We start from the raw sequence: 23,309 nt of genomic DNA, 5'->3' as shown, positions 1-23,309 counted from the left end.
GTCGGGAGGGGGCGCGGTCGTCGCCCCGGAGAGCCGGATCGGCCGTAGCTCCACGGAGCTACTCCGGTCCGCCGGTGCTACCGCGAGCGAGGCGAGCCCGTGAAGGCTCAGGAGCGCGGGACGACGAGACCGGCCTCATACGCGGCGATGACGGCCTGGGCGCGGTCCCGCAGCCCGAGTTTGGTGAAGATCCGGCCGACGTGGGTCTTCACCGTCTCCTCGGCGACCACCAGGTGCGACGCGATCTCGGCGTTGGACAGACCACCGGCGATCAGGGTCAGGACCTCGGTCTCGCGTGCGGTGAGGGCGGCCACCGCCGTACCGCTGGAGGTGCGTGGTGCCGGACGTGCCGAGAACTCCTCGATGAGACGGCGGGTGACGGACGGCGAAAGCAGGCTCTCGCCCGCCGCGACCACCCGGACCGCCTGCGCCAGATCGGCCGCCGAGGCGCCCTTGAGTAGGAATCCGCTGGCCCCGGCCCGTAACGCCGCGAAGATGTACTCGTCGAGTTCGAAGGTGGTCAGCATGATCACGCGCGGCCGGTGCCGGCCCGGCGGCACCTCGAGGATCCGGCGGGTCGCCTCCAGCCCGTCGATCCCCGGCAGGCGGATGTCCATCAGGATGACGTCCGGATCGTGCTCGCGGGCGGCGGTGATCGCCTGCTGCCCGTCGGCGACGTCGGCCACCACGACGATGTCGGGTTGCAGCCCGAGGAGTACGGCCACCCCTTCGCGAACCATCGCCTGGTCGTCGACGACCATGACCGTGATGCTCACTGAACGACTCCGACCGTGACCGTGGTCCGGCAGCGTAACATCGGCGACGTGGCAGACGGTGCGGATGATCCGACGCCGCCCCGTAACGGGTTCTGGCGTGTCGCGCGCATCGTCGGCACCGTGGTCCTGTGCATCCTCGCGGTCATCGACACGGCTGTGTGGAACACCGCGGCGGACGGCACGTTCTGGCCGCTGGTGATCCTCGTCCCGAGTGTCGCGGCGGTGATCTGGCCGGTGTCGCGGCGACCGTCCTGGTTGACTCCGGAGCTGCGGGCCGCGGTTCCGGCGGCCGCCTCGCTGGCGTTCACCGTCGGTAACCATCTGTCCGGCGGGCCGCAGCTCGGCGGTCCGGGCGAGGCGCTATCGCTGCTGTGTCTGCTGCTGATCACCATCCGGAGAGCCCATCCGGCGCGGCTGGCGCCGATCGCGGCCCTGGTGGCGCTCGCCGTCGTGGCGCTGCCGTTGCGGGAGCGTGCGGCGGATCCGGGAGTCTTCGACGATCAGTTCGGTGTGGCCGCGGTGCTGGCGCTGCTGGCGGCGGTCTTCTCCGGGCTGGGCGGCTATCTGCGCACGGTGGACGAGCGGTACCGGCGCCGGCGTGTCGCCCTCGTCGACGCCCGTCGCGCCGAGCGGCTGGCGATGGCCGCCGACCTGCACGACTTCGTGGCCCATCACGTGACCGGCATCCTGGTCCAGGCACAGATGGGGCAGGCGGTGCTCACCCTGCATCCGGAGCGCCTCGGTCCGATCCTGGCCGGCATCGAACGGGCCGCGGGGGAGACGCTCGAATCCATGCGGCGTACGGTCGACGTCCTCCGTACCGAGCCGGGCACCACGGCGGACGGTAACCGGACGGCCGGTGACCTGGCGTCGCTGCCCGGTCTCGTCGACGGTTTCAGCCGGGCCGGTCCGGTGGTGACGCTTCTGCCGTACCCCGACATGCCGGAAGATCTGCCGCATGAGGTCCAGGTCGCCGCGTTCCGGGTGGTGCAGGAGGCCCTGACCAACGTGCGTCGGCACGGCGCCGACGCCAGCGAGGTCACCGTCGAGCTGCGCTACGCCAAGCGGCGGCTGACGGTCCTCGTCCGCGACAACGGCACCACTCCGGCGCCACCGGACGTCGCACGCGGCACCGGTTTCGGCCTGACCGGCCTCGACGAGCGGGTCACCGCGCTGGGTGGCCGCCTGACCGCCGGCCCGCGCCCCGGCGGAGGCTGGGAACTGACCGCGACCCTGCCGACCACCCGCCACGAGCGGGGCACGGGGTCATGATCGGCATGCTCACGCTCCAGACGAACGACGCGGCCGCCGACGTCCATAGGAACTCTGGGATCGGCGCATGCGTGTCGACCGGCTGACTGCGGACAGTGCTGTGGCCGCCGCCATCTCGGTCGCCTCGGAAGTCGGGCTGGCCGCCGAGAAGGCGACCGTCCTGCAGGAGTCGAACCGGATCACGATGCGGCTGCTGCCGGGTGATGTGCTCGCCCGGGTGTCGCAGGCACCGGAGTCGTCCCGTTTCGAGGTCGAGGTCGCGCGACGTCTGACCGCCGAGGGGAGTCCGGTGGCGGCTCCCGATCCGCGCGTGCCGCCGATCGTCCACGAGCGGGACGGGCATGCGGTCACACTGTGGACCTACCACGAGCCGCTGACCGGGGAGATCACACCGGTCGACTACGCGGGGGCGCTCCACCGGCTGCATGCCGGGATGCGCGGTCTCGAAGTGAGTACGCCCCACTTCACCGACCGGGTCGAGCAGGCGCAACGTCTCGTGGCGGACCGCGAGCGCTCACCCGACCTCCCCGACGATGACCGCGACCTCCTCGATGTCACGCTGCGCGAGCTGCGTCGGAGAGTCACCGAGCGCGGCCGCCCCGAGCAGGTCCTGCACGGCGAACCCCACCCCGGCAACGTGCTCCAGACCACCGATGGTCCCCTCTTCATCGACCTGGAGACGTGCTGCCGGGGCCCGGTCGAGTTCGATCTCGCACACGCGCCCGACGAGGTCGGCGACCACTATCCGGGCGTCGATCACGACCTGCTGCGCGACTGTCGGCTCCTCACGCTGGCGATGATCACCGCCTGGCGCTGGGACCGCGACGATCGGCTCCCGGACGGCCGCCGCCTCGCCGCCGAGTGGCTCGGCCGGATCCGAGCGGCTCCGGATCAGAAATGACCGGCCGGGAGGAACCGGGTGGGGTCGAGGGCGCGTGAGGTGATCCGGGTGTCGCCGATCCAACCGTAGAAACCCTGGCCGTACTTCAGGTCCCAGGAGGTCGCCCCGATGGTGAACGGGCGACCGAGAGTGGCGATGCCCCGGGCCTCGCGGGCCGGATTGCGGGCGATCCGGGAGCCGTCCACCCAGACGACCGAACGGCGTCCGTCGTTGACGATCGCCACGTGCATCCAGCGGCCGATCGGGAGGGTGTGACTCCACGACGTCGGGTTGATGTCGCCGATCTCGCTGTACACGACGTACTGCAGGAACCGTTCCGGACTCAGGTTGAGACTGCACGTCGGTTCCAGCGGCGAGTACCCGCTCTGCTTGCCCGCGTCGCCGCTGCGGCCCTCCCAGCTCAGGATGCCCATCCACGCGTGGTCACCGACGAACGGCTCGGGCAGCTTGAGGAACGTCTCGATGGTGTAGCCGCCGAGGAACTTGTCGCTGTTGATCGCCGCGTTCGGACCGGTCTGCAGAATCGCGCCGCGGTCCGGGCTCCTGCCGCCGTCGAAGTACAGGCTGGCGTGCGCCGGTGCGCCCACGTGATGCTCGGCGGACGGTCTCAGCGTGTCGGCGGTGCCGCCGGCCAACCGCCGTACGGTCAGGTCGTTGCCGTGACCGGTCAGATCCCGCACGACCGAGCAGTCGGTGACCACCTGCCCGACCGCGTCGAACCGCCAGTAGGCGGTGGTGTGCCGGTCGACGACCTGGGCCGCGGGTCGGGGCGCGGGCCGCACCGGCGGCGCGAAACCGGCGAACCGGGCCTCGAAGTCGATGTCCACACTGAACCTGTCGACGTCCCCGGTCAGCTCGATCGTCTCGGCCTCCAGCACGCTGCGCCTATCCGGGTCTCGGGCCAGGAACCAGGGCGCGAAGGTCTCCACGTCGATCACGTTGCGGGCGAGGTCGAAGTGGTACAGCCGGATCATCCCGGCGCCGCCGTAGTAACGGTCCTGGTAGTTGGCGATGTGCACCTGCACGTCATGCCCGGCCCGGTTACGCAGGGTGGCCCGCCCGGGCGGCCAGTAGTGCCCGTTCAGGGTGAGGAAGATCTGGTCGTTGTCGTTGATCAGCCGGTCCCACAGCCGGGTGCCGTGGCTGGACAGATATGCCTGACCGGCGTCGTCGGCGTAGGCCAGGTCGTGGGTGGTGACGATGACCGGAACCTGCGGGTGCCGGTCGATGACCTGCTGCGCCCAGGCCAGCCCGGCGTCCGAGATGCGCCAGTCCAGGGCCAGGATCAGCCACTGCCGGCCGGCGGCCCGCAGCAGGTGGGCACTGTTGTATCCGTCCGCGGTCGCCTCGACGAACGTCGGCATGCGAGAAAACCGATCAGGACCGAATTCATCGAGGTACGGCGTACGCCCGCGCTGGTCGGTGCCGCCGGGGATGTCGTGGTTGCCGGCCAGCACGCTGTAGGGCACCCGGCCGTCGATCGCCCGGAACGTCGTCCCGGCCAGCGACAGCTCCTGCGCGGTGCCGTGTTCGGTGATGTCGCCGAGATGCGTCATGAACACGATGTTCGTGTCCGCACGCTGCTGCAACAGGTAGCGGAACGTCGCCCGCAGCGGCTCCGGGTCGGCGCTGTCCGCGTCGAACAGGTACTGGGTGTCGGGTAGCACCGCGATCGCGAACCGGGGACTCTCGCTGTCGGCGCCCCGGGCGGTGGCCTCGGCCCCGGTGGCGGTGACCAGGGGCACGGTCAGTCCCGCCGCGGGTGCGGCCACAGCGGCACGGATGAGGTTTCGTCTGTCCATGGCTGCGAATATCGCGGCCGTCCCGCAACGCCCGGCAACGATCAGACTAATAGAACGATACCAATGCGGGTGATCACCAGCGGAACAACTCGTCCGCGGCCTCTCGCTCGGCTTTGCGGGCCCGCCTCCGGTCCCGGCGGGTCGGCTTGCGGCGCAGGCTGGACGGGTGCGGACGCTCCGGGCGCCGGGACTCGCCCCGCCAGTCGAAGCCGAACGCGAAGTCGTTGCGCGACCACAGGATCAGCAGCGCGACAGCGATGACACCGCCGCCCCACGCCAGGCCGGTCAGGCTGTCGCCGAGACCACCCAGGGTGTCACAGGGACGGATGTTCTCCGGCCGGGTCCCGTCGATCTCGATGCAGACCTTCGTGCCGACGTCCGGATTCCCGGGGAGCCCGCGCAGGGCCGTCCGGTAGCCACGATCGTGGTAGGCGTACGAAATGATGTGTTTGTCGTCCTGGGTCTTGCCTCGTTTTTGCAGCTCGACGAAGGTGCCGTCGAGGCGTACGGGATGCGCGTCGATGCCCCGCTGGACCGGGATCTGCTGCACGACGCCGACCACCTCGGCGATCACCGGGATGGTGACGACGGCCACGGCGATCCAGAGGTACGGGATGACCCGATCAAGGAACGACACGGCTCGATGGTGGCAACCCCCGGCAAGGGTCAGGCGGTGAGGGCCTGCCGGGTCGCGTCGACGAACGTCCAGAAGGCCGGCAGCGTCGAGCTCTTACGGCCGGCGCGGGTGTTGACGCCGAACATCTGCGTGCGCAACGGGGTGGTCATCTCCAGCTGGGCGCCGGCACCGGTCAGCGTGCGGTTGACGATGTTGGCCGGGTCGTCACCGTTGAGGTCCGGAACCGAGACCGCGTCGATCGCCTGGACACCGGCGGCCGAGTAGGCCTGCAGGAGCGCGGTCTTGAGGGTGGTGTCGCGTCCGCCGACCAGGACGGCGGCGGTGTCGGCGGGCAGCCCCGCCTCCTCCGGCCTGCACCCGTGCAGCGACACCGCCCGGCGGCTGCCCGCGACCGTCGCCAGCGCGGCCGGATCGTCGCAGTGTGAGGAGGTGACGTGCAGCTTGCCGTTGCCGGTCGAGAGCAGGCCCTCGAACATCCAGTAGTCGTAGACCGGCCCGCCGGTGGCGCCGCCGGCCGGGTGGTACCCGGCGACGGCCAGACACAGCTCGGACGTGCCGACCTCGATGCCGCCGCCGTGCAGTGCGACGACCACGGTGTCCGGGTAGCCGGCGCCGGGCGCCTCGGTGTCGTCGAGCGCCGCGTGCCGCCGGAAGCGCCGGGAGTAGTGGACGCCTTCGGTGAGCTCGGGGTCGGCGTAGAGCGCCGTGTTCGACGGGTAGAAGTCGGCGGCGTGGGCGGGACGGGCGCCGACGGCGACGACCGTCGGGATCGCGGCGACGCCGACCGCGGTCAGGACACTACGACGGGTGAGCACGTATCGGATGATTCCACACCGGACCGGTTACCGACTGCCCCGTTTCGACCGGGCGTCGTAGACGTGCCGGGCCTGCTCGACCTTCGCCAGGTTGGCCGACCAGCCGGCGACCGACGCGAACAGCGGGGCCAGACTGCGGCCGAGCTCGCTGATCTCGTACTCCGCCCGGGGCGGAACCTCGGCGTGATAGGTGCGGACGACGAGCCCGTCGCGTTCGAGCTGCCGCAGCCGCTGCGTGAGCACCTTGGGGGAGATGGTGGTGATCCGCCGCTCCAGTTCGACGAACCGCTGCCGGCCGTACTCGTTCAGCGCCCAGAGGATCGGCGTCGTCCAGCGGCTGAAGACGATGTCGATCACCGGGGCGATCGGGCATGCCTGCTCCGGCGGCGTGGTGTCGGTCACGATTTCCATTCCCTCCCCTTACTTTCCTCTAGGTACCTAATAGCACCGCGCTGGTTGGCTGGCGAAATGATGGTGGTGACGGGTGCTACGGGCAATGTCGGACGGCCTCTGGTGGAGGCTTTGATCGAAGCGGGGGAGAAGGTGACCGCGGTGTCGCGCCGGAGCGTGCCCCGCGTCGACCTGACCGAGCCGGAGACTCTGGCCCCTGTGCTGGACGGCGCGGACGCGCTGTTTCTGCTCACCTCCGGCGACTTCATCGCCGCAGGCGGCGACGTCGGGAAGGTCCTCGACGTGGTACGGGCGGCCGGGGTCCGCCGGGTGGTGATGCTGTCCTCCCAGGGCGTGGCGACCGGAAGTCACCCGTCGACGCTGGAGGACCCGCTGACCGGCTCGGACCTGAACTGGACGCTGCTGCGGCCGGGTGGCTTCCACTCCAACACGTTCGCGTGGGCCGAGTCGGTGCGTACCCGGCGGGAGGTCGCCGCTCCGTTCGGCGACGTCGCCCTGCCGACCATCGACCCACTGGACATCGCCGAGGTCGCCGCCGTGACGTTGCGCGGGGACGGTCACACGGGTCGGGCGTATGTGCTGACCGGCCCGGCCCCGATCACCCCGCGTCAGCAGGTCGCGGCGATCGCCGCGGCGCTGGGGGAGCCGGTGCGGTTCGTCGAGCAGAGCCGGGAGGAGGCCGCGGCGCGGATGCGGGAGTTCATGCCCGCGCCGGTGGTGGCGAGCACGCTCGACATCCTGGGCACCCCGAAACCCGCCGAGCAGCAGGCCGGCCCGGCCGTCGAGCAGCTGCTCGGGCGGGCGCCGCACAGCTTCGCGGCGTGGGCCGCCCGCAACGTCGCGGCGTTCGCCTGAGCTGTCTAAACCCGGGGCATCGGTGGTCGATCACCCGTGGCGAGTCGTACGGCCCGGGGCCTGGATTCCCGCAACCGGGAGGCACCGGTACGGGTACTCGACGGGCAACCGCCGCCCTGGAATCTCTTTCACATGCCCGGCCGACACGAGGCCGGACAACAGGGGGAGAGATTTTTGCGACGCGCCAAGCTGCCGATGTTCCTGACAGCTCTGACCGCCGTAATCGCGGGTGTCACCACCGTCCTGGCGCCGACCGCGGCGTCCGCGGCCGGTACCGGTGAGAACTGCACCACCGACGCCAAGCTCGTGCCGTCCTGCGGCGTGATGTGGGGCGGTGCGGCCGGTGGGTTCACCAGCAAGCCTCGTGACCTGGAGCACCGGAACTGGGAGAAGCTGAGCGGTCGGACCGCGACGATCTTCCACACGTACCACAAGGGCGACGAGCCGTTCCCGACCAAGGCCGAGATCGCCATGACCAACGACCCGGCCAAGCCGCGGGTGCTGCTGCTCAACTGGAAGATCGCGTACGGCTCGAACTGGGCCAAGGTCGCCCGGGGTGAGCAGAACAAGCGGATCGACGCGTTCGCGCAGCGCATCAAGGCGTACGACAAGAAGGTCTTCCTGGTTCTCAACCACGAGCCGGAGAACGATGTCGTGGCCCGCAAGGGTTCCGGCTGGGAGGCGAAGGACTTCGCCGCCATGTACCGGCACACCATCCAGCGTCTGCGGGCGCAGGGTGCCGACAACGTGGTGAACGTGATGGCCTACATGGGCAACGAGAAGTGGATGGCGCAGTCCTGGTGGAAGGACCTCTACCCGGGCGACGACGTGGTGGACTGGATCGGCCTGGACTCGTACGTCTCGGTGGAGAAGGGTTACTACCACTACGGCACCTTCGGTGACCTGCTGGACCGTAAGCCCAAGGGTGGTGGCCTCGGCTTCTACGAGTGGGCGACGACCAAGCACACCGGCAAGCCGATCATGGTCGCCGAGTGGGGTGGCTACCACCGCATCGGCCGCACCACCGACAAGACCGCCGTGTACGACAGCGTGCTCCCGCAGCTGGCCAAGCGTCCGGCGATCAAGGCCATCGTGCACTTCGACACCAAGCACGACGACCAGGGCAACCGTGACATCAGCATCGACAGCACCCCGGCTTCGCTGGCCGCGTTCCGCAAGCTGGCCGCCGCCCCGATCTTCAACGTGAAGCTGGGCTGACCCGTCCGAGCCGCCACCCCGTCCCCGGGGTGGCGGCTCGAACCGTTTTCCGAACCACCCGCGCCGGGTGGGCGCGGACATCTTTCAAGATCAAGGACTCTAGGGTGTACGGGATGACCGCACCCGAGGATGCAACGGCCGAATTGACCACCGAGCGGCTGCGTCTGCGGCAGTGGCTGCCCGGCGATCTGGACGCCTGGGCTGCGATGAACGCCGATCCGCGGGTCCGCGAGTTCTGGCCGGACCTGCTGAGCCGGGAACAGGCCGCCGCGAGCATGGAGAGCTTCCGCGGCGACCTGGCCGCGCGGGGCTGGGGCTGGTGGGCGGTCGAGGTGGTCGCGACGGGCGAGTTCATCGGTATGGCCGGGCTCGACCCGGTCGACGAGGAGGCTCCGGTCGGTGGCGTCGAGGCCGGGTGGCGGCTGGCCCGCTCGGCGTGGGGCCGCGGTTATGCGACCGAGGCCGCCCAGGCCGTGCTCGCGTACGGGTTCGAGGTGCTGGAGCTGCCGGAGATCCTGGCCATCGCGGTGGCCGGCAACGAACGGTCCCGGGCGCTGATGCGCCGCCTCGGCATGGTCCACGACCCGGCCGAGGACTTCCAGGACCTCAGCGTGCCGCCCGGCCCGCTGAGGCACAGCGTGGTCTACCGGCTGTCCGCCGACACCTTCCGCCGCGGCCGCGACTGACGTCGGCGCGGTGCGTCGGCCGGGTCGTCGCCGGTGGCCTCTCGGGGGTGGGCGTGGTCGATCAGGTCGCTCGTCTGCCGAGGAGCAGGGTCAGCGCGGCGAGCGAGCAGATGACCATGGTGGTGCCCATGGCGGTCGCGGTCACGTGGCCGGACAGGCTCATCGCGGCGGCGGCCAGGCTGCCGACCAGGAACTGCAGCAGGCCCTGCAGTGAGGAGGCGGCGCCGGCGGCGGAGCCGTGCCCGGCCAGGGCCAGCGACGTGGCGTCGGCCAGAACGATGCCGAGCATCGACACCACCACGAACAGGGAGATCAACAGCACCGGCAGCGGCAGCGCGAGAACCGCGGCGGCCAGGACTCCGGCCGAACCCAGGGTGGCGACGGCGAGGGCGACGCGCAGCAGGGTGTGCTCGTCGGCGACCCGGCCCACCAGCAGGCCGTTGACCTGCCCGAACAGCACGATGCCGAGGCCGTTGACGCCGAAGACGACGCTGAACTGCTGGGCTGACAGCCCGTAACCGTCCTGCAGGACGAACGACGACCCCGAGATGTACGCGAAGACGGCCGCGAACATCAGGGCGGCGGCCAGCACGTACCGCAGGTAGTGCAGGTCGGTGCCGAGAGTGCGGAAGGTGCGCAGCGTGGCCCGCGGGTCGGCGGGTGCCCGGCGGTCGGCGGGCAACGACTCGGGCAGTGTGACGGTGACCGCGACCAGCAGGACCGCTCCGATGGCGGCCAGCACCACGAAGACCGCCCGCCAGGTGGTGACGGTCAGCAGTTGGCCGCCGATCACCGGCGCCACGATCGGCGCGACCCCGTTGACCACCATCAGGGTGGAGAAGAATCGGGTCATCGCGGTGCCCTCGTACAGGTCCCGGACGACGGCCCGGGCCAGCACGGTGCCGGCCGCCGCGCCCAGCGACTGCAACGCCCGCCCGGCCAGCAGCCAGCCGACCGATGGGGCCACCGCGCACCAGAGGGATCCGGCCACATACAGCGCCATCCCGATCAGCAGCGGGCGGCGCCGGCCCCAGGTGTCCGACAGCGGGCCGACGATCACCTGGCCCAGGGCGAGGCCGACGACGAAGACGGTCAGGGTGAGCTGCACCTGCAGGGCGCTGGTGTGCAGTTCACCGGCCATCCCGGGCATCGCCGGCAGGTACATGTCGATGGTGAGCGCGCCGAAGGCACTCAGCGAGCCGAGCACGAGGACGAGCCGTGGCCGACTCTTTGTTATGAGCACATAATTATCTTGCCATAATCCACTACGGTGGGGCCATGCCCTCAGACGACGCCGTGCTGGCCGACCTGGCCGACCTGATCCTCAACGTCGGCCGGCTGGTGCGCGCCCGGACCCCCGACGACGCGCCCCACGTGGTTCCGATGACCGAAACCGAACGGCAGGTCATGCGCGTCGTCGACCTCTACCCCGGTGCGGCGCCCAGCGAGATCGCCCGGCGTACCAGGTTGCAGCGCACCAACGTCAGCACCGCGCTGCGCAGCCTGGAGGGCAAAGGCATGATCCTGCGTACGGCCACCGACGGCCGCGGCGTCGCGGTACACCCGACCGAACTCGCCGAAACCAACCTCCAGGTCCTGCGCGAGGGCTGGACCAGGGAACTCTCCGGTGCGCTGGGCGACGACCTGGACGCGGTACGGCAGTGCGCCGACCTGCTCAGCCGGCTCGAACGGCACCTCACCTCGTAGGAGTCAGGCCCGCCTGATCGCCGACGCCGGGGCCATCACGATCCGCGGCCTGGCCGCCGGGTCCAGCCAGCGCAGCAGCCGGACCATGTCGGCCCTGCTCACCGACACGCAACCGGCGGTCGAGCCGCTGCCACCGACGTGCAGGAAGATCGCCGAGCCGAGACGGGTGTCCGCCCGCTTCGAGGCGACATACTGCTTTCGGGCGGCGTCCCACCGTACCCCCGAAGGTCTGTTGAAATCGATCACGACGGCGTGGGCGTATTGCCGGGGATAGGCGGCGAGGCGCTCGGACCGCGAGATGCGCCAGGTGCGCGTCGGCGAGGCCGACGGCTGGAAGAGGTTGTACGTCTTGGCGTCCCGATCGTCGCCGGTCCAGTAGTCGTTGCCGTCGACCTTGCGGTACGGCAACCGGGTTCCCGGGTCGCCGCGCACGCCGAACGCCTGGGTCAGTGTGAACGTGCCGGCCGGCGTCTGACCGGTGTCCTGCCGACGGTTCGCGGCCCACTTCCAGCCGCCGTATCCGATGCGGGCGTTCATCGAGGCGGACCTCTGCCGCCAGCGGCCGTCCGTCCCCCGCTGGTAGGCGCGCACCGTGGCATACGTCGACGTCCAGCTCCGCCCGGACACCACGATCACCTGCCGGGCGTCGCCGACGTGGGCCAGCTCGTCCGGCAGTGCGGCGGCCGCCGGCGTGCCCGTCAACGGCACCACCGCCAGGACGACCGCGAGCAACACCGCGACGCGCCTCACGGCCGGGGCTCCGCGCAGAGCCGGACACGACGCCGCGGCACGTCGATCTCCTCGACGGCGACCATGATCTCGTCACCCACCCGGGTCGACGGGTCGGCGGTCGGGACCAGGCCCTCGATGTCGTCCTGGACCCGGACGAAGAACCCGAACGGAACCAGCTTGGTCACCGTCCCGGACAGCACCCGACCCACCCGGACGTCGCGGGCGAAATCCAGGAACGGGTCGGGCTCAAGCGCGCGCAGCGACATCCGCGCCTCGCCGTTGTAGGTGTCGAACTGGAGGAACTCGCCGGTGACGCGCTGCCCGACGGAGACGATCTCCGAGGCGTCGTCGAACCTGCGCCACGACAACTCGGGCCAGGTGATGAAACCGACGCCGGGCAGGGTGGGATGCTTCGGGCCCTCGTCCAGGTCCACGAAGACGCCGAACCTCTCGACGGCCACCACCGTGCCGGACAGGCGCCGGCCCGGCCGCAGCGCCCCGAGAAAGGCCCAGAGCAGCGGGTCCTCGTCCATCACGGGGTGCTCCGGTCGAGGCTGCGGGGGTCGCTGACACGGTGCGCCGTGTAGATGTCGCCGGCTCGGGCGGTGGCTCGCCACGGGCGGGCCTTGTGCAGAGCGAGGTCCAGATCGGGGTCGGTACGGTCGAGGTCCACGCAGATCACGTCCGGACGGTCCGGGTCGGCGCGGCGCAGCAGGTAGCCGTGCGGGCCGATCAGCGCCGACGAACCGGCGGGGGCGCACTGGGCGGGCACGGCGATGCTGACCCAGTAGCCGTGGGAGGCGGCGTGACCACGGGCGATGATCTCGAAGATCGGGTCCTCGGAGTAGGTGGAGAACAGCACGCAGTCCACGCCGAGGTCGCGCTGTTGCTGCCACAGTTCGGGGAAGTTGACCTCGATGCAGAGCAGGCAGCCGAACCGGAAACCGTCCACCTCGAAGGTGCAGGGGTGGTCGCCCGGGGTGTAGAAGTCGGTGATCTCCGCGTGGGAGATCAGGCGTTTGTCGTAGCGGTCGATCATCTCGCCGCCGTCGTCGATCACCCACAACGAGTTGTGCGGCCGATGGTCGCCGGTGAGTCGGTGATTGCCGCCGATGACCGCCCAGACGCCCAGTTCACCGGCCAGGGCCATGGTGGCGGCCAGCTCGTCGGCGACCGGGGTCCAGTCGATCCGCCAGCCGCGGTAGTGGGGTTTGGCCGCACCGGCGTACCCGGTCAGGGCGCCCTCGGCGAAGTGCACCAGACGGGCGCCGTCGTCGGCCGCCCGTCGCAGCGCCGCGCGGATCGCGGCGCCGTTGGCGATCGGGTCGACGGTGACCGGTGTCTGCGCGATGGCGATACGGATCGGACTCTCCGTTCACTGGCGGGTACGGGACCGTGCCCACCCTGCCGAGTTCCGGAGCGGATGGGAAGGGGTGGTTTCGGGCCGTCAGCCGGCCGAAGGCGAATCCATCGTGGCCCGGGCCTCGGCCACCCGGGCCGCGGCCTCGGTGTCGCCGGTGGAGTTGAAGATCATTTCCTGCCACTGCATGACGGCCAGGACGTTGCGGCGCACATCGGCGTCGAACAGGGTGAACGGGGCCAGCCGGCCGACGATGCCGGTCAGCCACGCCGACGCGTCGAGAGCGGCCGGCCACAGCGCCTCCTCGGCGTGACGCTGACCGTAGTTGACGACCGCGCTCAGCCACTCCAGGCCGAACGTCTGGAACTGGTGGCGCATGTTGACGTCGCCCTGCTGGGACGCCCACGCGAAGAGGGCGTGCGCCTCCAGGCCGACCAGGCGTTCCTGTGGGCCGCTCGTCGCCGGTTGCAGCCGGCCCAGCACCGCCCCGTAGGCGGCGGCGACCCCCGTGCCGACCCGCATGGCCGGCACCAGCAGGCGTACCTCGGTCGGTGGTGCGGTCAGAATGCCCAGGTAGCGGTCGTTGCCGGTCTCGGTGAGCACCGCCGCGAGCGTCGGCAGGCCGTCGCGCACCTGTGCCACGTCGGCGGGCGTCGGCGCGACCGGGCCGCCGGACACCATCCCGGCCAGCCACTGTGCGGCCTCGGCCAGGTGCGGGCGCCCGGCGGCGGTGTGCACGATGGCGGCGACCCGGCCGGCCAGCCCGAGCGTGCCCGCGTCGACCGGGGACAGCTCCAGGCCGTCACCCGGGGCGAGTCCGCCGATGATCTCGCGGAGTGCGAAGTCGGCCGCGCCGGCGATCAGGTCGGGGTCGCCACCGATCATCAGTTGGACGTGGGCGGCGTGCGCCAGGACCCGGGCGACGGCGAGCCGGGCCGGGGAGCGAAGTGCGCCGGTGGCGAGTTCGAGGCAGCCGAGGACGGCCTGCTGGGTGTCGGCGATCGCCGACAGGGGGCGGCCCGCCTCCGCGTGCACCCGGGCCCGGCGGATCACCACGTCGGCGACGAGCTGGGTCACCTCGCCGCCGTCCCCGAGCGATCGGTAGGCCGTCTCGGCCTCGTCGAGGGTGGCGGTGGCCGCGGTGAAATCTCCCGCACCGCGCTCGTGCTCACCGAGCGCGTACAGGATCGAGCCGAGCTCCCGGGCCGCCGTCGGTGACGCGGCGGCCGGTCCGCGCAGGTGCCCGGCCGCGGCGCGCAGGTCTTCGATGTCGGTCATCGGCCCTCCTCCGGGCCGCCACCGGCGTACGGCCATCGACTCATTCTGGTCGATGCGAGCCAGTCACCAGTCGCGCCACGCGTCGGTCAGCTCGGCGCGATCCCGGCCGGCGCGGGCGGTCAGCGCCGGCACATCCACACCGGCGCGGGTCAGGACCACGTCGAGGTACTCGGCGAGCTGCTCACGCTCGTCGGTCTCGATCGCCCCGAACGACTCGTCGGCGATGTTGAGCCCCACCACGGCCCGCTCGACCGCGGCCCAGACGGCGTCGTCGGACGCCGTGTCGATGTCGGCGACCTCCTGCTCGTAGGCGGCCAGCACGGTGTCGACGGCGGCGATGAACGCCACCGGCCACAGCTGCACGGCATACGCCTTCTCCGGCGCGAGGGTGCCCGCGGCGACCTCGGCCTCCTCGGTGGTGATCCGGTCACGCCAGCGCACAGTAGGTCGTTCGATCATGCCCGGGAGAATAGAGGCCGGGTACGACATTAGTCGGCGGATCTGCGGGTCGGGGGACGCGCGGAGGCGCCGTTGCCGGACGCCTCCGCGCGGATCGCCTCAGAAGCCGGGGAAGACGGCTCGCAGCTGGTCCAGAGTGATGTTGCCGGTCACGTCGGCGCCGGCCGGAGTGTGTGCGGGGGACAGGCGGCCGTACACCAGGCGCAGCGCCGCCTCCAGCGAGCCGGTGAACGTGGCCGTCGCCGGCAGGGCCTCGGTGGTGAAGCGGACCGAGTCGTCGATGACGATGCGGTACGGGGTGCCGCTGATCTCCACGACGGCCGGTTCGGGGGCCTCCTTCGGCTTACCGATGAAACCGAGCAGGAAGCCCAGACTGCCGCTCAGGTGCTCGGCGAGGACCTCGGCCGAGCCGGCGGCGACGGTGGCCGACGGGTCGAGGCCGGCCCGGACGTCCCAGGTGTGCTGGGCGACCTCGCTCAGCCGCAGGGCGGTGAACGCGGCGAACGGCACCGGGTCGGGCAGGAACGTGCGGACGCGGAGGGTTTCGTGGTCGGCCTCGGGTACCGATTCGAGGCCGGTGACCAGGGCCTCGTTCGCGGCGAGGGAACCGGTGGCCTGGTCCTGGGGGCTCAGGGCGTTCCAGTGGTCCCACACGCCCTGGTTGAAGTCGGGGCCGGGCGCGTCGGCCTCGCCGATCGCCGCGCGGAAACCGGCCCGGGTGATCTCGGCGCCGCTGCCGAGGTGGGACAGCACGTCGGCGATGGTCCACTCGGAGGCGCCGGACGGGCCGGTCAGCTGCTCGGCGGAGAGTGTGGGGACGAGGCCGGCGAGGTCGTCGTGTTCGCCGCGCAGGGCCGCGATGGTGCGGCCGGCAAGGGTCGTCATGTCATCACCCTAGATCGCCATCCGGCTGAGGGCTGCGCTGACCGGGCGGGTCTGCACGAGGCGCACGATGCCGGTCATCAGGCGGATGCCGGTCCGAGCAGCACGACCCGGCCGCGGCGCCAGCCGTCGACGACGACGATCTGGTCGTAGGTGTCGAGGGCGAAGTCGGGTGCGGTGCGGGCGGCGGCGAGGAATTCCGGGGTACGCCGGCCGGCGCCCGCGAACGTGCGGTCCAGCAGCGCGAACCGGGCCTCGCGGTCGCCCCGGGCGGGTAGCTCGGTGGCCGGGAACGACAGGCCGATCTCCTGCTCGCCGGGGTGGCCGGGACGGGCCGCGACCAGCAGGCCGCCGGGCTTGTTGCAGAGCAGGAACCAGCCGTCGAGCCGGGGCGTGCCGGGCTTCTCGGTGAGCGTGAACCAGGCGTGCGCGAAGCCGAGCGGGCGGCGGTACTCCGGCTCCGGCCCGAAGGCGAGTGACCGGACCTTCGAGTGCGCGCCATCGGCTCCGACGACCAGGTCGTAGGTGGTCGCCGGGTGGTGGCGGAAGGTCACCCGTACCCCGTCCGGGGTCTGACCAGATGGGCCAGGCACTCGTCGAGCAGGCCGAGCCGGTCGAGGACGTCGCGGGAGTCGCCGCGCAGATCGACGGTCTGCCCGCCGGTGCGCAGCCGCGGGGCGATCTCGACCACGGTGACCTGCCGCCCGGCCCGGCCGAGCAGCACCGCCAGGGTGTCACCGGCGATGCCGGCGCCGACGATCAGGACGTTCATCGTTCCTCCTAATGCGAAGATCTTCGCTTCAACGGTAGGTGTTAACGCAAGAGAATTCGCGTTAGAGTCGGCGCCATGACACAGGCCAGCGGCACCACCCGGCCCGGCGGGCGGACCGCGCGCACCCGTGACGCCGTCCACGCCGCGGTGCGTGAGCTGCTGGACGAGTCCGAGTCGGGAGTGATCACGCTGCCCGAGGTGGCGGCCCGTTCGGGGGTTCATCAGGCGACGATCTACCGCCGGTGGCGTACGGTCGAGGCCCTTCTGCTGGACGTGGCGATGACCGAGGCCAGTCGGTGGTCGCCGGTTCCCGTCACCGGGGATCTCAAGGCCGACCTGCTGGATTACGGCCGCCGGTTGGTCGAGGCGGTGCACCGGCCGGGTGGGCTCGGGGTGGCCCGGGCGCTGATCGCGGCGGCCGCCGATCCGGCGGTCGGCCTGGCCGGGGTGCGCGAGTTCGGGCAGCCGCGCACCGACCGGTTCCAGCTGCTGCTGGACCGGGCCGGGGCCACCGAGCTGACTCCGCTGGACATCGTCGAGCTGATCCACTTCCCGGTGTATGTGGCGGCGATGATGAGCAACGGCCGGCGGCCACCGGAGTCACCGGAGGCACCCGGCCACATCGAGCGACTCGTCGACAACGTCCTCGCCGTGCTCGCGCAACGCCGTCGGCGGCCGACGCTCGTGATCGTCTGCGGGCTGCCGGGCAGCGGCAAGACCACCACGGCCACCGAGATCGCCGGCTGGCGGCAGGGCGTGCGGCTCGGCCCGGACGACTGGATGACCGCGCTCGACGTCAACCTGTGGGACTCGGCCGTACGGGAGCGGGTCGAGGCACTTCAGTGGTCGGTCGCCCAGGACGTCCTGCGGGCGGGCGGCACCGTGGTGATCGAGTGGGGGACCTGGGCGCGCTCGGAACGCGACACCCTCCGGACCCGGGCGCGTGAGCTCGGTGCCTCGGTGCGGTTGGTGTACCTCGACGTGCCGGACGACGAACTGTGGCGGCGCATCCAGGCACGCCGCCGGGAGGACCCGCCGATCCAGCGCTCCGACATCGACACCTGGCGGGGTCAGTTCGAGGCGCCCGACGAACAGGAACTCAGCCTGTACGACTGACCGGACCGGGCAGGGCGGCGTGCACGGCGAAGGTGTCGTCGTCGCGCAGCCCGCTGGTCAGGGTGCCGCCCGCGGCTTCGGCGCGCTCCCGCATGCCGATCAGGCCGTGGCCGGTGCCGTCGCCGCGGTGACCGGGACGGGCCGGGTTGACGACGCTGATCCGCAGCCCGGTGTCACCGTGCTCGAACGTCACGTCGGCCTGCCGGGTGGTGCCGTGTTTGCCGGCGTTGGTGAGCGCCTCCTGCACGATCCGGTAGGCGGCCAGGTCGGCCGGGCCGGTCAGCGGCCGGGGCGTGCCGGTCCGGGTCACCCGGATCTGGTAGCCGGCCTGCCGGAAGCCGTCGATCAGCGCGTCCACCTCGGTCAGCGACGGGGCCGGTCGCAGGCTGTCCGGCGGGTCGTCGTCGGTGCGCAGCAGCCCGACCGTGGCCCGCAGCTCGTCGAGGGCGGCCCGACTGGTGTCGCGAATCCCGGCCAACGCCTGCCGGGCCTGCTCCGGATGCGCGCCCATCAGGTGGTGCGCCACTCCGGCCTGGGCGTTGACCAGCGTGATGTGGTGGGCGACCACGTCGTGCAGGTCCCGCGCGATGCGGATCCGCTCGTCCCGGACCCGCCGGCGGGCGTCCTGCTCACCCTGCTCCCGGGTGCGGGCGAGCAACGCCTGCCGATCACTGGCGGCCACCCCGAGCGCGACCGCGATCAGCACGTAGTTGGCCGGGACGAGGTTGGCGAGATCGAGAAGACCGCCGGGCTGCCACGGGACGGCCGCCGCGGTCAGCGCCACGGCGCCGACGATTCCACAGACCCATGCGGTACGGCGATCGCGCCGCGTGGCCAGCGTGTAGAACGCCACCACCGCCGCCACGTCGACCAGCACCAGATGACCGGCCGCCGACGGCAGGGCGACCCCGGCCAGCACGGTCACGATGGTGACCGGCAGCGGGTGCCACAGCCGGAACAGCAGCGCGAGCGCGCCGGTCAGGATCAGGATCAGCTGGGCGTCGCTCGGCTTACGGATGACCTGGCCGTGCTGGTAGGACACCGTCGCCATCATGATCATGATGACGAGCAGCGGCGGCCCCCAGACCCGCCAGGCGTACCGTCCGGTGTCGATCACCTGGTGCCCGCCCGGACCAGGCCGTTCTCGTAGGCGAAGATCACCAGCTGGGCCCGGTCGCGGGCGCCGGTCTTCATCATCGCCCGGTTCACGTGGGTCTTCGCGGTGGCGACACTGATCGTCAGCCGGTCGGCGATCTCGGCGTTGGACAGCCCGGCGCCGACCATGGCGGTGATCTCCCGCTCCCGGACGGTCAGCTCCCCGAGCGCCGCCGCGACGGTCACCTGCGCCGGATCCGGCTGGGCCAGGAAGCGCCCGATCAGAGCCGTGGTGGCGCTCGGTGACAGCAACGACTCGCCGGCGGCCACCGTCCGTACCGCCTGCAGGAGATCTTCGGGGTCGACGCCCTTGCCGAGGAAACCGCTCGCGCCCGCCCGGATCGCCGCCACCACGAACTCGTCGGTCTCGAAGGTGGTCAGGATCAGCACCCGGACCCCGGCCAGGTCGTCGTCGGCGGTGATCCGCCGGGTCGCCTCGATGCCGTCCATGTCCGGCATCCGGATGTCCATCAGGACGATGTCGGCGCGGGTCTCGCGGGCCAGGGCCAGGGCCTGCGCACCGGTGCCGGCCTCACCGACGACGTCGATGTCGGCCTCGGCGTCCAGCAGGAGGCGGAACGTCGCCCGCAGCAGGGCCTGGTCGTCGGCGAGAAGCACTCGGATGGTCACGTGATCATCTTTCCAGTGAGCGGGAAATCGGCTTGGAGTTCGTTCGCGGATCTGGGCAGAGTCGGGGCGTGGACGACACCATCGCAGTACGGCATCGATCGCTGGCGGAGATCCAGGACGGACTCCACCTCGTGCGGCAGTCCCCGCGGGACACCGGAACCCTGAAGCTCGCCGTTCGGCGGCCCACCACCGGAGCCCGGGAAGTGCTGGACCAGGCCGAACTCGACCTGGTCACCGGCCTGGTCGGGGACAACTGGAGCAGCCGGCCCAACTCCCGCACCCCGGACAACTCGCCGCATCCGGACATGCAGCTCAACGTGATCAACGCCCGGTTCGTCGAACTCATCGCCGGCCCCGACCGGGACGCCTGGGCGCTCGCCGGCGACCAGCTCTACGTCGACTTCGACCTGAGCTTCGAGGCGCTGCCGGCCGGCTCCCGCCTGGCGATCGGCGACGAGGCGGTCATCGAGGTGACCGACCAGCCGCACACCGGCTGCGCCAAGTTCGCCGCCCGGTTCGGCCGTGAGGCCCACAAGTTCGTCTGGACCGACGAGGCGAAGAACCTGCGCCTGCGAGGCCTCAACGCCCGGGTCGTCGTCCCCGGCACGATCAAACCCGGCGACACGGTACGGCTCCTTCAGCGGTGACCTGCGCAGGGACGTGCCGCCCACGGCGAGATGGGCGGCCTCGTCCTGGCGGTCATCGGCCGGCGGTGGCCATGTCGGGTTCGGCCGGGACGTCCATCGGGCCCTCGATCGCCACCCGCGGAGTGATCCGGTCCGCCCACCGGGGGTAGGACCAGTTGGCCCGCCCGATCAGGCGCATCAGCGCCGGGATCAGCGTCAGCCGGACCACGAACGCGTCGACCAGCACGGCGATGCCGAGGCCGATGCCGATTCCGGAGACGATGCGTTCGCCGCTGAAGCCGAAGGAGGCGAAGACGCAGAGCATGATGGTGGCCGCGGCGGCGATCACCTGGCCGGTCTCGGTCAGGCCGACCCGGATCGCGCGGCGGTTGTCGCGGGTGTGCGTCCACTCCTCGTGCATGCGGCTGACCAGGAACACCTGGTAGTCCATCGACAGGCCGAAGACCACGCCGACGATCAGGACCGGGATCAGGTACATGATCGGGGCGCCGGAGCCGACGCCGAGCAGCTGCGAGCCCCAGCCGAACTGGAAGATCGCGGTGAGCGCGCCGAGACCGACCAGGATGGTGGCCAGGTTGCTGAGCGCGCCGACCAGCGGGACCAGGACACTGCGGAACGCGACGGCCAACAGCAGGAAACCGAGCACGGCGATCAGACCGAGGTAGAGCGGCAGTTTCCCGAGCAGCGCGTCGGACATGTCGATGCTGGTCGCGGTGGTGCCGCCGACGTACACCCGCAGGCCGGTGCCGGCCTCGGCGGCCGGGATCACCCGATCGCGCAGGCGGTGGACCAGGTCGGCGGTCTCCTGCTGCTGAGAGCTCGTCGTCGGTACGACGGTGAGTACGTTCCGGCCCGCCGCGGCGACGGCGGCGACTCCCGGCACCGACCTGAGTTCACCGGCCAGCGCGGTGAACGCGGTGCTCGCCGCCGCATCGGGCGTCTCGGCCACCAGCAGCAACGTGGCGTCGAAGCCGTCGCCGAAAGCGGGTGCCATCAGATCGTGGTAGGCGCGGGCCGGGGTACCGGCCGGGTCGCTGCTCGCGTCGGCGTCGCCCACTCGCATCATCGTGACCGGGGCCGCCAGGACCCCGATGACCAGGAGCGCCGCCGTCGCGGCCCGCCACGGTGCCCGGTCGATCAGCGCGGCCCAGCGGTAGCCGAGGGTGGGCCGGTGCGACGCGATCGGGTAGGCGCCCGCGGTCAGGGCGGCGCGCTGCCGCTTCGACAGCACCCGGTGGCCGATCATGGTCAGCAGCGCCGGGAGCAGGGTGACCGCGGCCAGGATCGTGAACAGCACGGTCACCGCGGCGGCCCGGGCCATGCCGGTGAGGATGCCGAGGTCGACGACGAACATGCCGAGCAGGGCGACGATCACGGTGGCGCCGGCGAAGACCACCGCCCGGCCCGAGGTGTCCAGGGCGTCGGCGACGCTGTCGCGGACCGAGCGGCCGGTGAGCAGGCCCTTGCGGTGCCGGTTGACGATGAACAGCGCGTAGTCGATGCCCACCCCCAGACCGATCAGGGCGCCCATGGTCAGGCTGGTGGCGGCCAGGTCGACCACGTGCGAGGCGATCATGACGAGCAGCAGGGAGGCGGCGACACCGACGACACCGGTGAGGATCGGCAGGGCGGCCGCCCAGCCGGACCGGAACATCAGCACCAGGATGACCAGCGCGGCGATGATGCCGACCGCCTCGGTGCCGTGCGAGGCGCCGGGCTGTTCGGTGAACGCCTGACCGCCCGCCTCGACGTCGAAGCCGGCCGTGTCGTAGGCGAACGCGGTGTCGGTGACCGGTGTGGTGTCGGCGTCGTCGGCCAGGACGATCCGGGCGTAGGCGGTGTTCGTCGTCGTGTCGAGCTGTGCCGATCCGGCCCGGTCGTAGGGGCTCGTGATCGCCCGTACCCCCGGCAGGTCTTCGATCTTGGAAAGCATCTCGGCGGCCGTGGCCTTGACCTGGGCCGAGTCGACGGCGGCGCCTTCGGTGTGCCAGACGATCTGGCCGGTCTGTCCGGTGGAGTCGCCGAGCAGGGCGTAGGCGGTCGCGGATTCGCTGTCGGGGAGTTCGGCGGCGTCGGTGAAGGCGGTTCCGCCGCCGACCGCGAGGGCGGCGAGGGCCACGAGGGCGACGATCCAGGCTCCGAGCACGGCGAACCGGCGGCGGGAGCACCAGTGTGCGAGGGTCGACAAGGCGGTGGCCTTTCAGGCGGTCGAACAGGGCCTGATCAGCGTCGCGTCACGGGTGCGCCGGATCGTCAACCCGCGGCGGTGATGTGGTGTACCGCGGTCGCGGTACTCCCCGTCGGCCGCCGGCGATCCTCGCGAATGCCGATGTGGGCCGCCGATGAGTTCGGCGGGCGTGGCCGGTCCTACCCGCAGAGCCGCTACCGAGAGGAACCCTCCCATGAACGAGCTGACCGCCGAACTGGCCCGTCGTGCGATCGTCGAATACACCCGGCGGATGGCCGACGCCGCCACCGCGGCCGGGCCGGACACCGTCGTGCCGACCACCCCCGGGTGGACCGTCACCGAGGTCGTCGAACACCTCGGCCAGACCCAGCACTGGGTCGCCGAGATCATCGAGCGTCGCATCACCGACCCGACGAAACTGCCCACCGAAATGGCCGTGCTGCCCGGCGACCCCGCCGAGTGGCCGGCGTGGCTGGCCGGATCCGCCGAGCGGGTCGTGAACGCGTGTAGCGACGACGCACTCGACGCCGAGGTGTTCAACGCCGCCGGTGACGAGCGGACCGGGGCCCGATTCTGGATGTCCAGCGTCCTCAACGAGACGATCGTGCACGGGTTCGACGTGTCCGGGGACCCGGAGGTCGACGCCGGGGTCGCGGCCGCGCTGGTCGGCAACCACCTGGCGATGCTCACCTCGCCCACCTGGACCATGCTGCGGTCCGAGTCGGCGAACGCCCTCCGCGGCACCGGCCAGACCTTGCAGTGGCGGGCCACCGACATCGACGGTGGCTGGTTCGTAGAGCGGCGCCCGGACGGCGCTGCCTGGCAGCCGGCGACCCGGCCGGCCGACGTGACGGTGGCCGGCCCGGCGTCGGCACTGCTGCTGATCCTGACCCGGCGGCTCCCGCTGACCGCCGCCGACATCACCGGCGACACGGGCCTGGCCCGGCACTGGCTCGACAACACCGCGCACGTGGCCGGCTGACGATCCTTCTCAGGATCACCAGGACCCG

26 protein-coding genes are annotated in these 23,309 nt (G+C 71.4%); 9 read left to right on the top strand and 17 right to left on the bottom strand.

Annotation, left to right across the window (positions count from 1 at the left end):
* Positions 1–107: 107 nt before the first annotated feature.
* Positions 108–761 carry a response regulator transcription factor gene (locus Q0Z83_RS23340; RefSeq protein WP_317797120.1) on the bottom strand — a complete coding sequence of 218 codons (654 nt, stop codon included), beginning with the start codon at positions 759–761 and terminating at the stop codon, positions 108–110.
* A 63-nt stretch (positions 762–824) separates the two neighbouring features.
* On the opposite strand from Q0Z83_RS23340, the gene Q0Z83_RS23335 reads away from it, so the two are divergent.
* Together Q0Z83_RS23335 and Q0Z83_RS23330 are read left to right on the top strand one after the other, a co-directional pair.
* Complete coding sequence (locus Q0Z83_RS23335; protein ID WP_317796100.1) at positions 825–2,048, top strand: sensor histidine kinase; 1,224 nt, start codon at positions 825–827, stop codon at positions 2,046–2,048.
* 67 nt (positions 2,049–2,115) lie between these two features.
* Positions 2,116–2,949, top strand: a complete 834-nt coding sequence (locus Q0Z83_RS23330) for a phosphotransferase family protein (RefSeq protein ID WP_317796099.1) — start codon at positions 2,116–2,118, stop codon at positions 2,947–2,949.
* Here the strand turns inward: Q0Z83_RS23330 and Q0Z83_RS23325 are convergent.
* From Q0Z83_RS23325 to Q0Z83_RS23310, 4 genes are all read right to left on the bottom strand, one after another.
* Positions 2,940–4,751, bottom strand: coding sequence for a LamG-like jellyroll fold domain-containing protein (locus Q0Z83_RS23325; RefSeq protein ID WP_317796098.1), 1,812 nt, complete (start codon positions 4,749–4,751; stop codon positions 2,940–2,942). The two genes, Q0Z83_RS23330 and Q0Z83_RS23325, sit on opposite strands and share 10 nt — an antisense overlap.
* 73 nt (positions 4,752–4,824) lie before the next feature.
* Entirely contained in the window at positions 4,825–5,388 is a 564-nt protein-coding gene (locus Q0Z83_RS23320) for a hypothetical protein (RefSeq protein WP_317796097.1), read from the bottom strand.
* A 29-nt stretch (positions 5,389–5,417) separates the two neighbouring features.
* Positions 5,418–6,203, bottom strand: coding sequence for a poly-gamma-glutamate hydrolase family protein (locus Q0Z83_RS23315; protein ID WP_317796096.1), 786 nt, complete (start codon positions 6,201–6,203; stop codon positions 5,418–5,420).
* A gap of 27 nt (positions 6,204–6,230) precedes the next feature.
* On the bottom strand, positions 6,231–6,614 hold the full coding sequence (locus Q0Z83_RS23310; RefSeq protein ID WP_317796095.1) for a winged helix-turn-helix transcriptional regulator: 384 nt from the start codon (positions 6,612–6,614) through the stop codon (positions 6,231–6,233).
* 57 nt (positions 6,615–6,671) lie between these two features.
* Between Q0Z83_RS23310 and Q0Z83_RS23305 the strand changes: the two genes are divergently transcribed.
* The 3 genes from Q0Z83_RS23305 (at position 6,672) to Q0Z83_RS23295 (ending at position 9,373) form a co-directional block, all read left to right on the top strand.
* A complete protein-coding gene (locus tag Q0Z83_RS23305; RefSeq protein WP_317796094.1) occupies positions 6,672–7,469 on the top strand; it encodes an NAD(P)H-binding protein in 798 nt (265 codons plus the stop codon).
* Positions 7,470–7,643: 174 nt separating this feature from the next.
* On the top strand, positions 7,644–8,687 hold the full coding sequence (locus Q0Z83_RS23300) for a glycoside hydrolase family 26 protein (RefSeq protein WP_317796093.1): 1,044 nt from the start codon (positions 7,644–7,646) through the stop codon (positions 8,685–8,687).
* A 113-nt stretch (positions 8,688–8,800) separates the two neighbouring features.
* The gene (locus Q0Z83_RS23295; RefSeq protein ID WP_317796092.1) at positions 8,801–9,373 is read left to right on the top strand and encodes a GNAT family N-acetyltransferase; all 573 of its coding nucleotides are present in this window, start codon (positions 8,801–8,803) and stop codon (positions 9,371–9,373) included.
* 61 nt (positions 9,374–9,434) lie between these two features.
* Here the strand turns inward: Q0Z83_RS23295 and Q0Z83_RS23290 are convergent, their stop codons facing one another.
* Positions 9,435–10,616, bottom strand: coding sequence for a multidrug effflux MFS transporter (locus Q0Z83_RS23290; protein ID WP_317796091.1), 1,182 nt, complete (start codon positions 10,614–10,616; stop codon positions 9,435–9,437).
* Between the two features lie 35 nt (positions 10,617–10,651).
* Here Q0Z83_RS23290 and Q0Z83_RS23285 point away from each other — a divergent pair, with 35 nt between their 5' ends.
* Positions 10,652–11,080, top strand: a complete 429-nt coding sequence (locus Q0Z83_RS23285) for a MarR family winged helix-turn-helix transcriptional regulator (protein ID WP_317796090.1) — start codon at positions 10,652–10,654, stop codon at positions 11,078–11,080.
* Positions 11,081–11,083: 3 nt separating this feature from the next.
* On the opposite strand, the gene Q0Z83_RS23280 is transcribed toward Q0Z83_RS23285, so the two are convergent.
* The 8 genes from Q0Z83_RS23280 to Q0Z83_RS23245 all read right to left on the bottom strand — a co-directional run bounded on the left by Q0Z83_RS23280 (position 11,084) and on the right by Q0Z83_RS23245 (position 16,563).
* Positions 11,084–11,830 carry a L,D-transpeptidase family protein gene (locus tag Q0Z83_RS23280; RefSeq protein WP_317796089.1) on the bottom strand — a complete coding sequence of 249 codons (747 nt, stop codon included), beginning with the start codon at positions 11,828–11,830 and terminating at the stop codon, positions 11,084–11,086.
* The gene (locus Q0Z83_RS23275; protein WP_317797119.1) at positions 11,827–12,345 is read right to left on the bottom strand and encodes a S1 RNA-binding domain-containing protein; all 519 of its coding nucleotides are present in this window, start codon (positions 12,343–12,345) and stop codon (positions 11,827–11,829) included. Before Q0Z83_RS23275 ends, Q0Z83_RS23280 begins: the two co-directional genes overlap by 4 nt.
* A complete protein-coding gene (locus Q0Z83_RS23270; RefSeq protein ID WP_317797118.1) occupies positions 12,345–13,163 on the bottom strand; it encodes a carbon-nitrogen hydrolase family protein in 819 nt (272 codons plus the stop codon). The genes Q0Z83_RS23275 and Q0Z83_RS23270 overlap by 1 nt, the downstream gene beginning before the upstream one ends.
* A gap of 96 nt (positions 13,164–13,259) precedes the next feature.
* Entirely contained in the window at positions 13,260–14,450 is a 1,191-nt protein-coding gene (locus Q0Z83_RS23265; protein WP_317796088.1) for a hypothetical protein, read from the bottom strand.
* 63 nt (positions 14,451–14,513) lie between these two features.
* On the bottom strand, positions 14,514–14,909 hold the full coding sequence (locus Q0Z83_RS23260) for a hypothetical protein (protein WP_317796087.1): 396 nt from the start codon (positions 14,907–14,909) through the stop codon (positions 14,514–14,516).
* A 99-nt stretch (positions 14,910–15,008) separates the two neighbouring features.
* Positions 15,009–15,794, bottom strand: a complete 786-nt coding sequence (locus Q0Z83_RS23255) for a maleylpyruvate isomerase family mycothiol-dependent enzyme (protein ID WP_317796086.1) — start codon at positions 15,792–15,794, stop codon at positions 15,009–15,011.
* A 77-nt stretch (positions 15,795–15,871) separates the two neighbouring features.
* Positions 15,872–16,345, bottom strand: a complete 474-nt coding sequence (locus Q0Z83_RS23250) for a Rossmann-fold NAD(P)-binding domain-containing protein (RefSeq protein ID WP_317796085.1) — start codon at positions 16,343–16,345, stop codon at positions 15,872–15,874.
* Positions 16,342–16,563 carry an FAD-dependent monooxygenase gene (locus Q0Z83_RS23245; RefSeq protein WP_317796084.1) on the bottom strand — a complete coding sequence of 74 codons (222 nt, stop codon included), beginning with the start codon at positions 16,561–16,563 and terminating at the stop codon, positions 16,342–16,344. Before Q0Z83_RS23245 ends, Q0Z83_RS23250 begins: the two co-directional genes overlap by 4 nt.
* Positions 16,564–16,638: 75 nt before the next feature.
* Between Q0Z83_RS23245 and Q0Z83_RS23240 the strand changes: the two genes are divergently transcribed.
* Positions 16,639–17,679 (top strand): AAA family ATPase, encoded by a 1,041-nt coding sequence (locus tag Q0Z83_RS23240; protein WP_317796083.1) that lies wholly within the window; start codon positions 16,639–16,641, stop codon positions 17,677–17,679.
* On the opposite strand, the gene Q0Z83_RS23235 is transcribed toward Q0Z83_RS23240, so the two are convergent.
* Both Q0Z83_RS23235 and Q0Z83_RS23230 read right to left on the bottom strand, forming a co-directional pair.
* Entirely contained in the window at positions 17,663–18,796 is a 1,134-nt protein-coding gene (locus Q0Z83_RS23235) for a sensor histidine kinase (protein ID WP_317796082.1), read from the bottom strand. The genes Q0Z83_RS23240 and Q0Z83_RS23235 overlap by 17 nt on opposite strands.
* On the bottom strand, positions 18,793–19,464 hold the full coding sequence (locus Q0Z83_RS23230; protein WP_317796081.1) for a response regulator: 672 nt from the start codon (positions 19,462–19,464) through the stop codon (positions 18,793–18,795). The genes Q0Z83_RS23235 and Q0Z83_RS23230 overlap by 4 nt, the downstream gene beginning before the upstream one ends.
* Positions 19,465–19,532: 68 nt before the next feature.
* Here Q0Z83_RS23230 and Q0Z83_RS23225 point away from each other — a divergent pair, with 68 nt between their 5' ends.
* Positions 19,533–20,111 carry an MOSC domain-containing protein gene (locus tag Q0Z83_RS23225; RefSeq protein WP_317796080.1) on the top strand — a complete coding sequence of 193 codons (579 nt, stop codon included), beginning with the start codon at positions 19,533–19,535 and terminating at the stop codon, positions 20,109–20,111.
* Between the two features lie 52 nt (positions 20,112–20,163).
* On the opposite strand, the gene Q0Z83_RS23220 is transcribed toward Q0Z83_RS23225, so the two are convergent.
* Positions 20,164–22,299 carry an MMPL family transporter gene (locus Q0Z83_RS23220; protein WP_317796079.1) on the bottom strand — a complete coding sequence of 712 codons (2,136 nt, stop codon included), beginning with the start codon at positions 22,297–22,299 and terminating at the stop codon, positions 20,164–20,166.
* 214 nt (positions 22,300–22,513) lie between these two features.
* Between Q0Z83_RS23220 and Q0Z83_RS23215 the strand changes: the two genes are divergently transcribed.
* Positions 22,514–23,281 carry a maleylpyruvate isomerase family mycothiol-dependent enzyme gene (locus Q0Z83_RS23215; protein ID WP_317796078.1) on the top strand — a complete coding sequence of 256 codons (768 nt, stop codon included), beginning with the start codon at positions 22,514–22,516 and terminating at the stop codon, positions 23,279–23,281.
* Positions 23,282–23,309: the final 28 nt, after the last annotated feature.

Origin of the sequence: Actinoplanes sichuanensis, from assembly GCF_033097365.1 — a bacterium.
GTDB classification, from domain to species: domain Bacteria; phylum Actinomycetota; class Actinomycetes; order Mycobacteriales; family Micromonosporaceae; genus Actinoplanes; species Actinoplanes sichuanensis.
Note: the sequence above shows the minus strand (reverse complement) of the source record. Positions and strands in the feature narration are given on the sequence as shown.

Bases quoted from the DNA above. Each gene is read 5' to 3' on its own strand.
- Q0Z83_RS23340 (WP_317797120.1), bottom strand. From the start codon at position 761: ATGGTCGTCGACGACCAGGCGATGGTTCGCGAAGGGGTGGCCGTACTC.
- Q0Z83_RS23330 (WP_317796099.1), top strand. From the start codon at position 2,116: ATGCGTGTCGACCGGCTGACTGCGGACAGTGCTGTGGCCGCCGCCATC.
- Q0Z83_RS23325 (WP_317796098.1), bottom strand. From the start codon at position 4,751: ATGGACAGACGAAACCTCATCCGTGCCGCTGTGGCCGCACCCGCGGCG.
- Q0Z83_RS23310 (WP_317796095.1), bottom strand. From the start codon at position 6,614: ATGGAAATCGTGACCGACACCACGCCGCCGGAGCAGGCATGCCCGATC.
- Q0Z83_RS23305 (WP_317796094.1), top strand. From the start codon at position 6,672: ATGATGGTGGTGACGGGTGCTACGGGCAATGTCGGACGGCCTCTGGTG.
- Q0Z83_RS23295 (WP_317796092.1), top strand. From the start codon at position 8,801: ATGACCGCACCCGAGGATGCAACGGCCGAATTGACCACCGAGCGGCTG.
- Q0Z83_RS23285 (WP_317796090.1), top strand. From the start codon at position 10,652: ATGCCCTCAGACGACGCCGTGCTGGCCGACCTGGCCGACCTGATCCTC.
- Q0Z83_RS23275 (WP_317797119.1), bottom strand. From the start codon at position 12,345: ATGGACGAGGACCCGCTGCTCTGGGCCTTTCTCGGGGCGCTGCGGCCG.
- Q0Z83_RS23265 (WP_317796088.1), bottom strand. From the start codon at position 14,450: ATGACCGACATCGAAGACCTGCGCGCCGCGGCCGGGCACCTGCGCGGA.
- Q0Z83_RS23260 (WP_317796087.1), bottom strand. From the start codon at position 14,909: ATGATCGAACGACCTACTGTGCGCTGGCGTGACCGGATCACCACCGAG.
- Q0Z83_RS23255 (WP_317796086.1), bottom strand. From the start codon at position 15,794: ATGACGACCCTTGCCGGCCGCACCATCGCGGCCCTGCGCGGCGAACAC.
- Q0Z83_RS23245 (WP_317796084.1), bottom strand. From the start codon at position 16,563: ATGAACGTCCTGATCGTCGGCGCCGGCATCGCCGGTGACACCCTGGCG.
- Q0Z83_RS23240 (WP_317796083.1), top strand. From the start codon at position 16,639: ATGACACAGGCCAGCGGCACCACCCGGCCCGGCGGGCGGACCGCGCGC.
- Q0Z83_RS23215 (WP_317796078.1), top strand. From the start codon at position 22,514: ATGAACGAGCTGACCGCCGAACTGGCCCGTCGTGCGATCGTCGAATAC.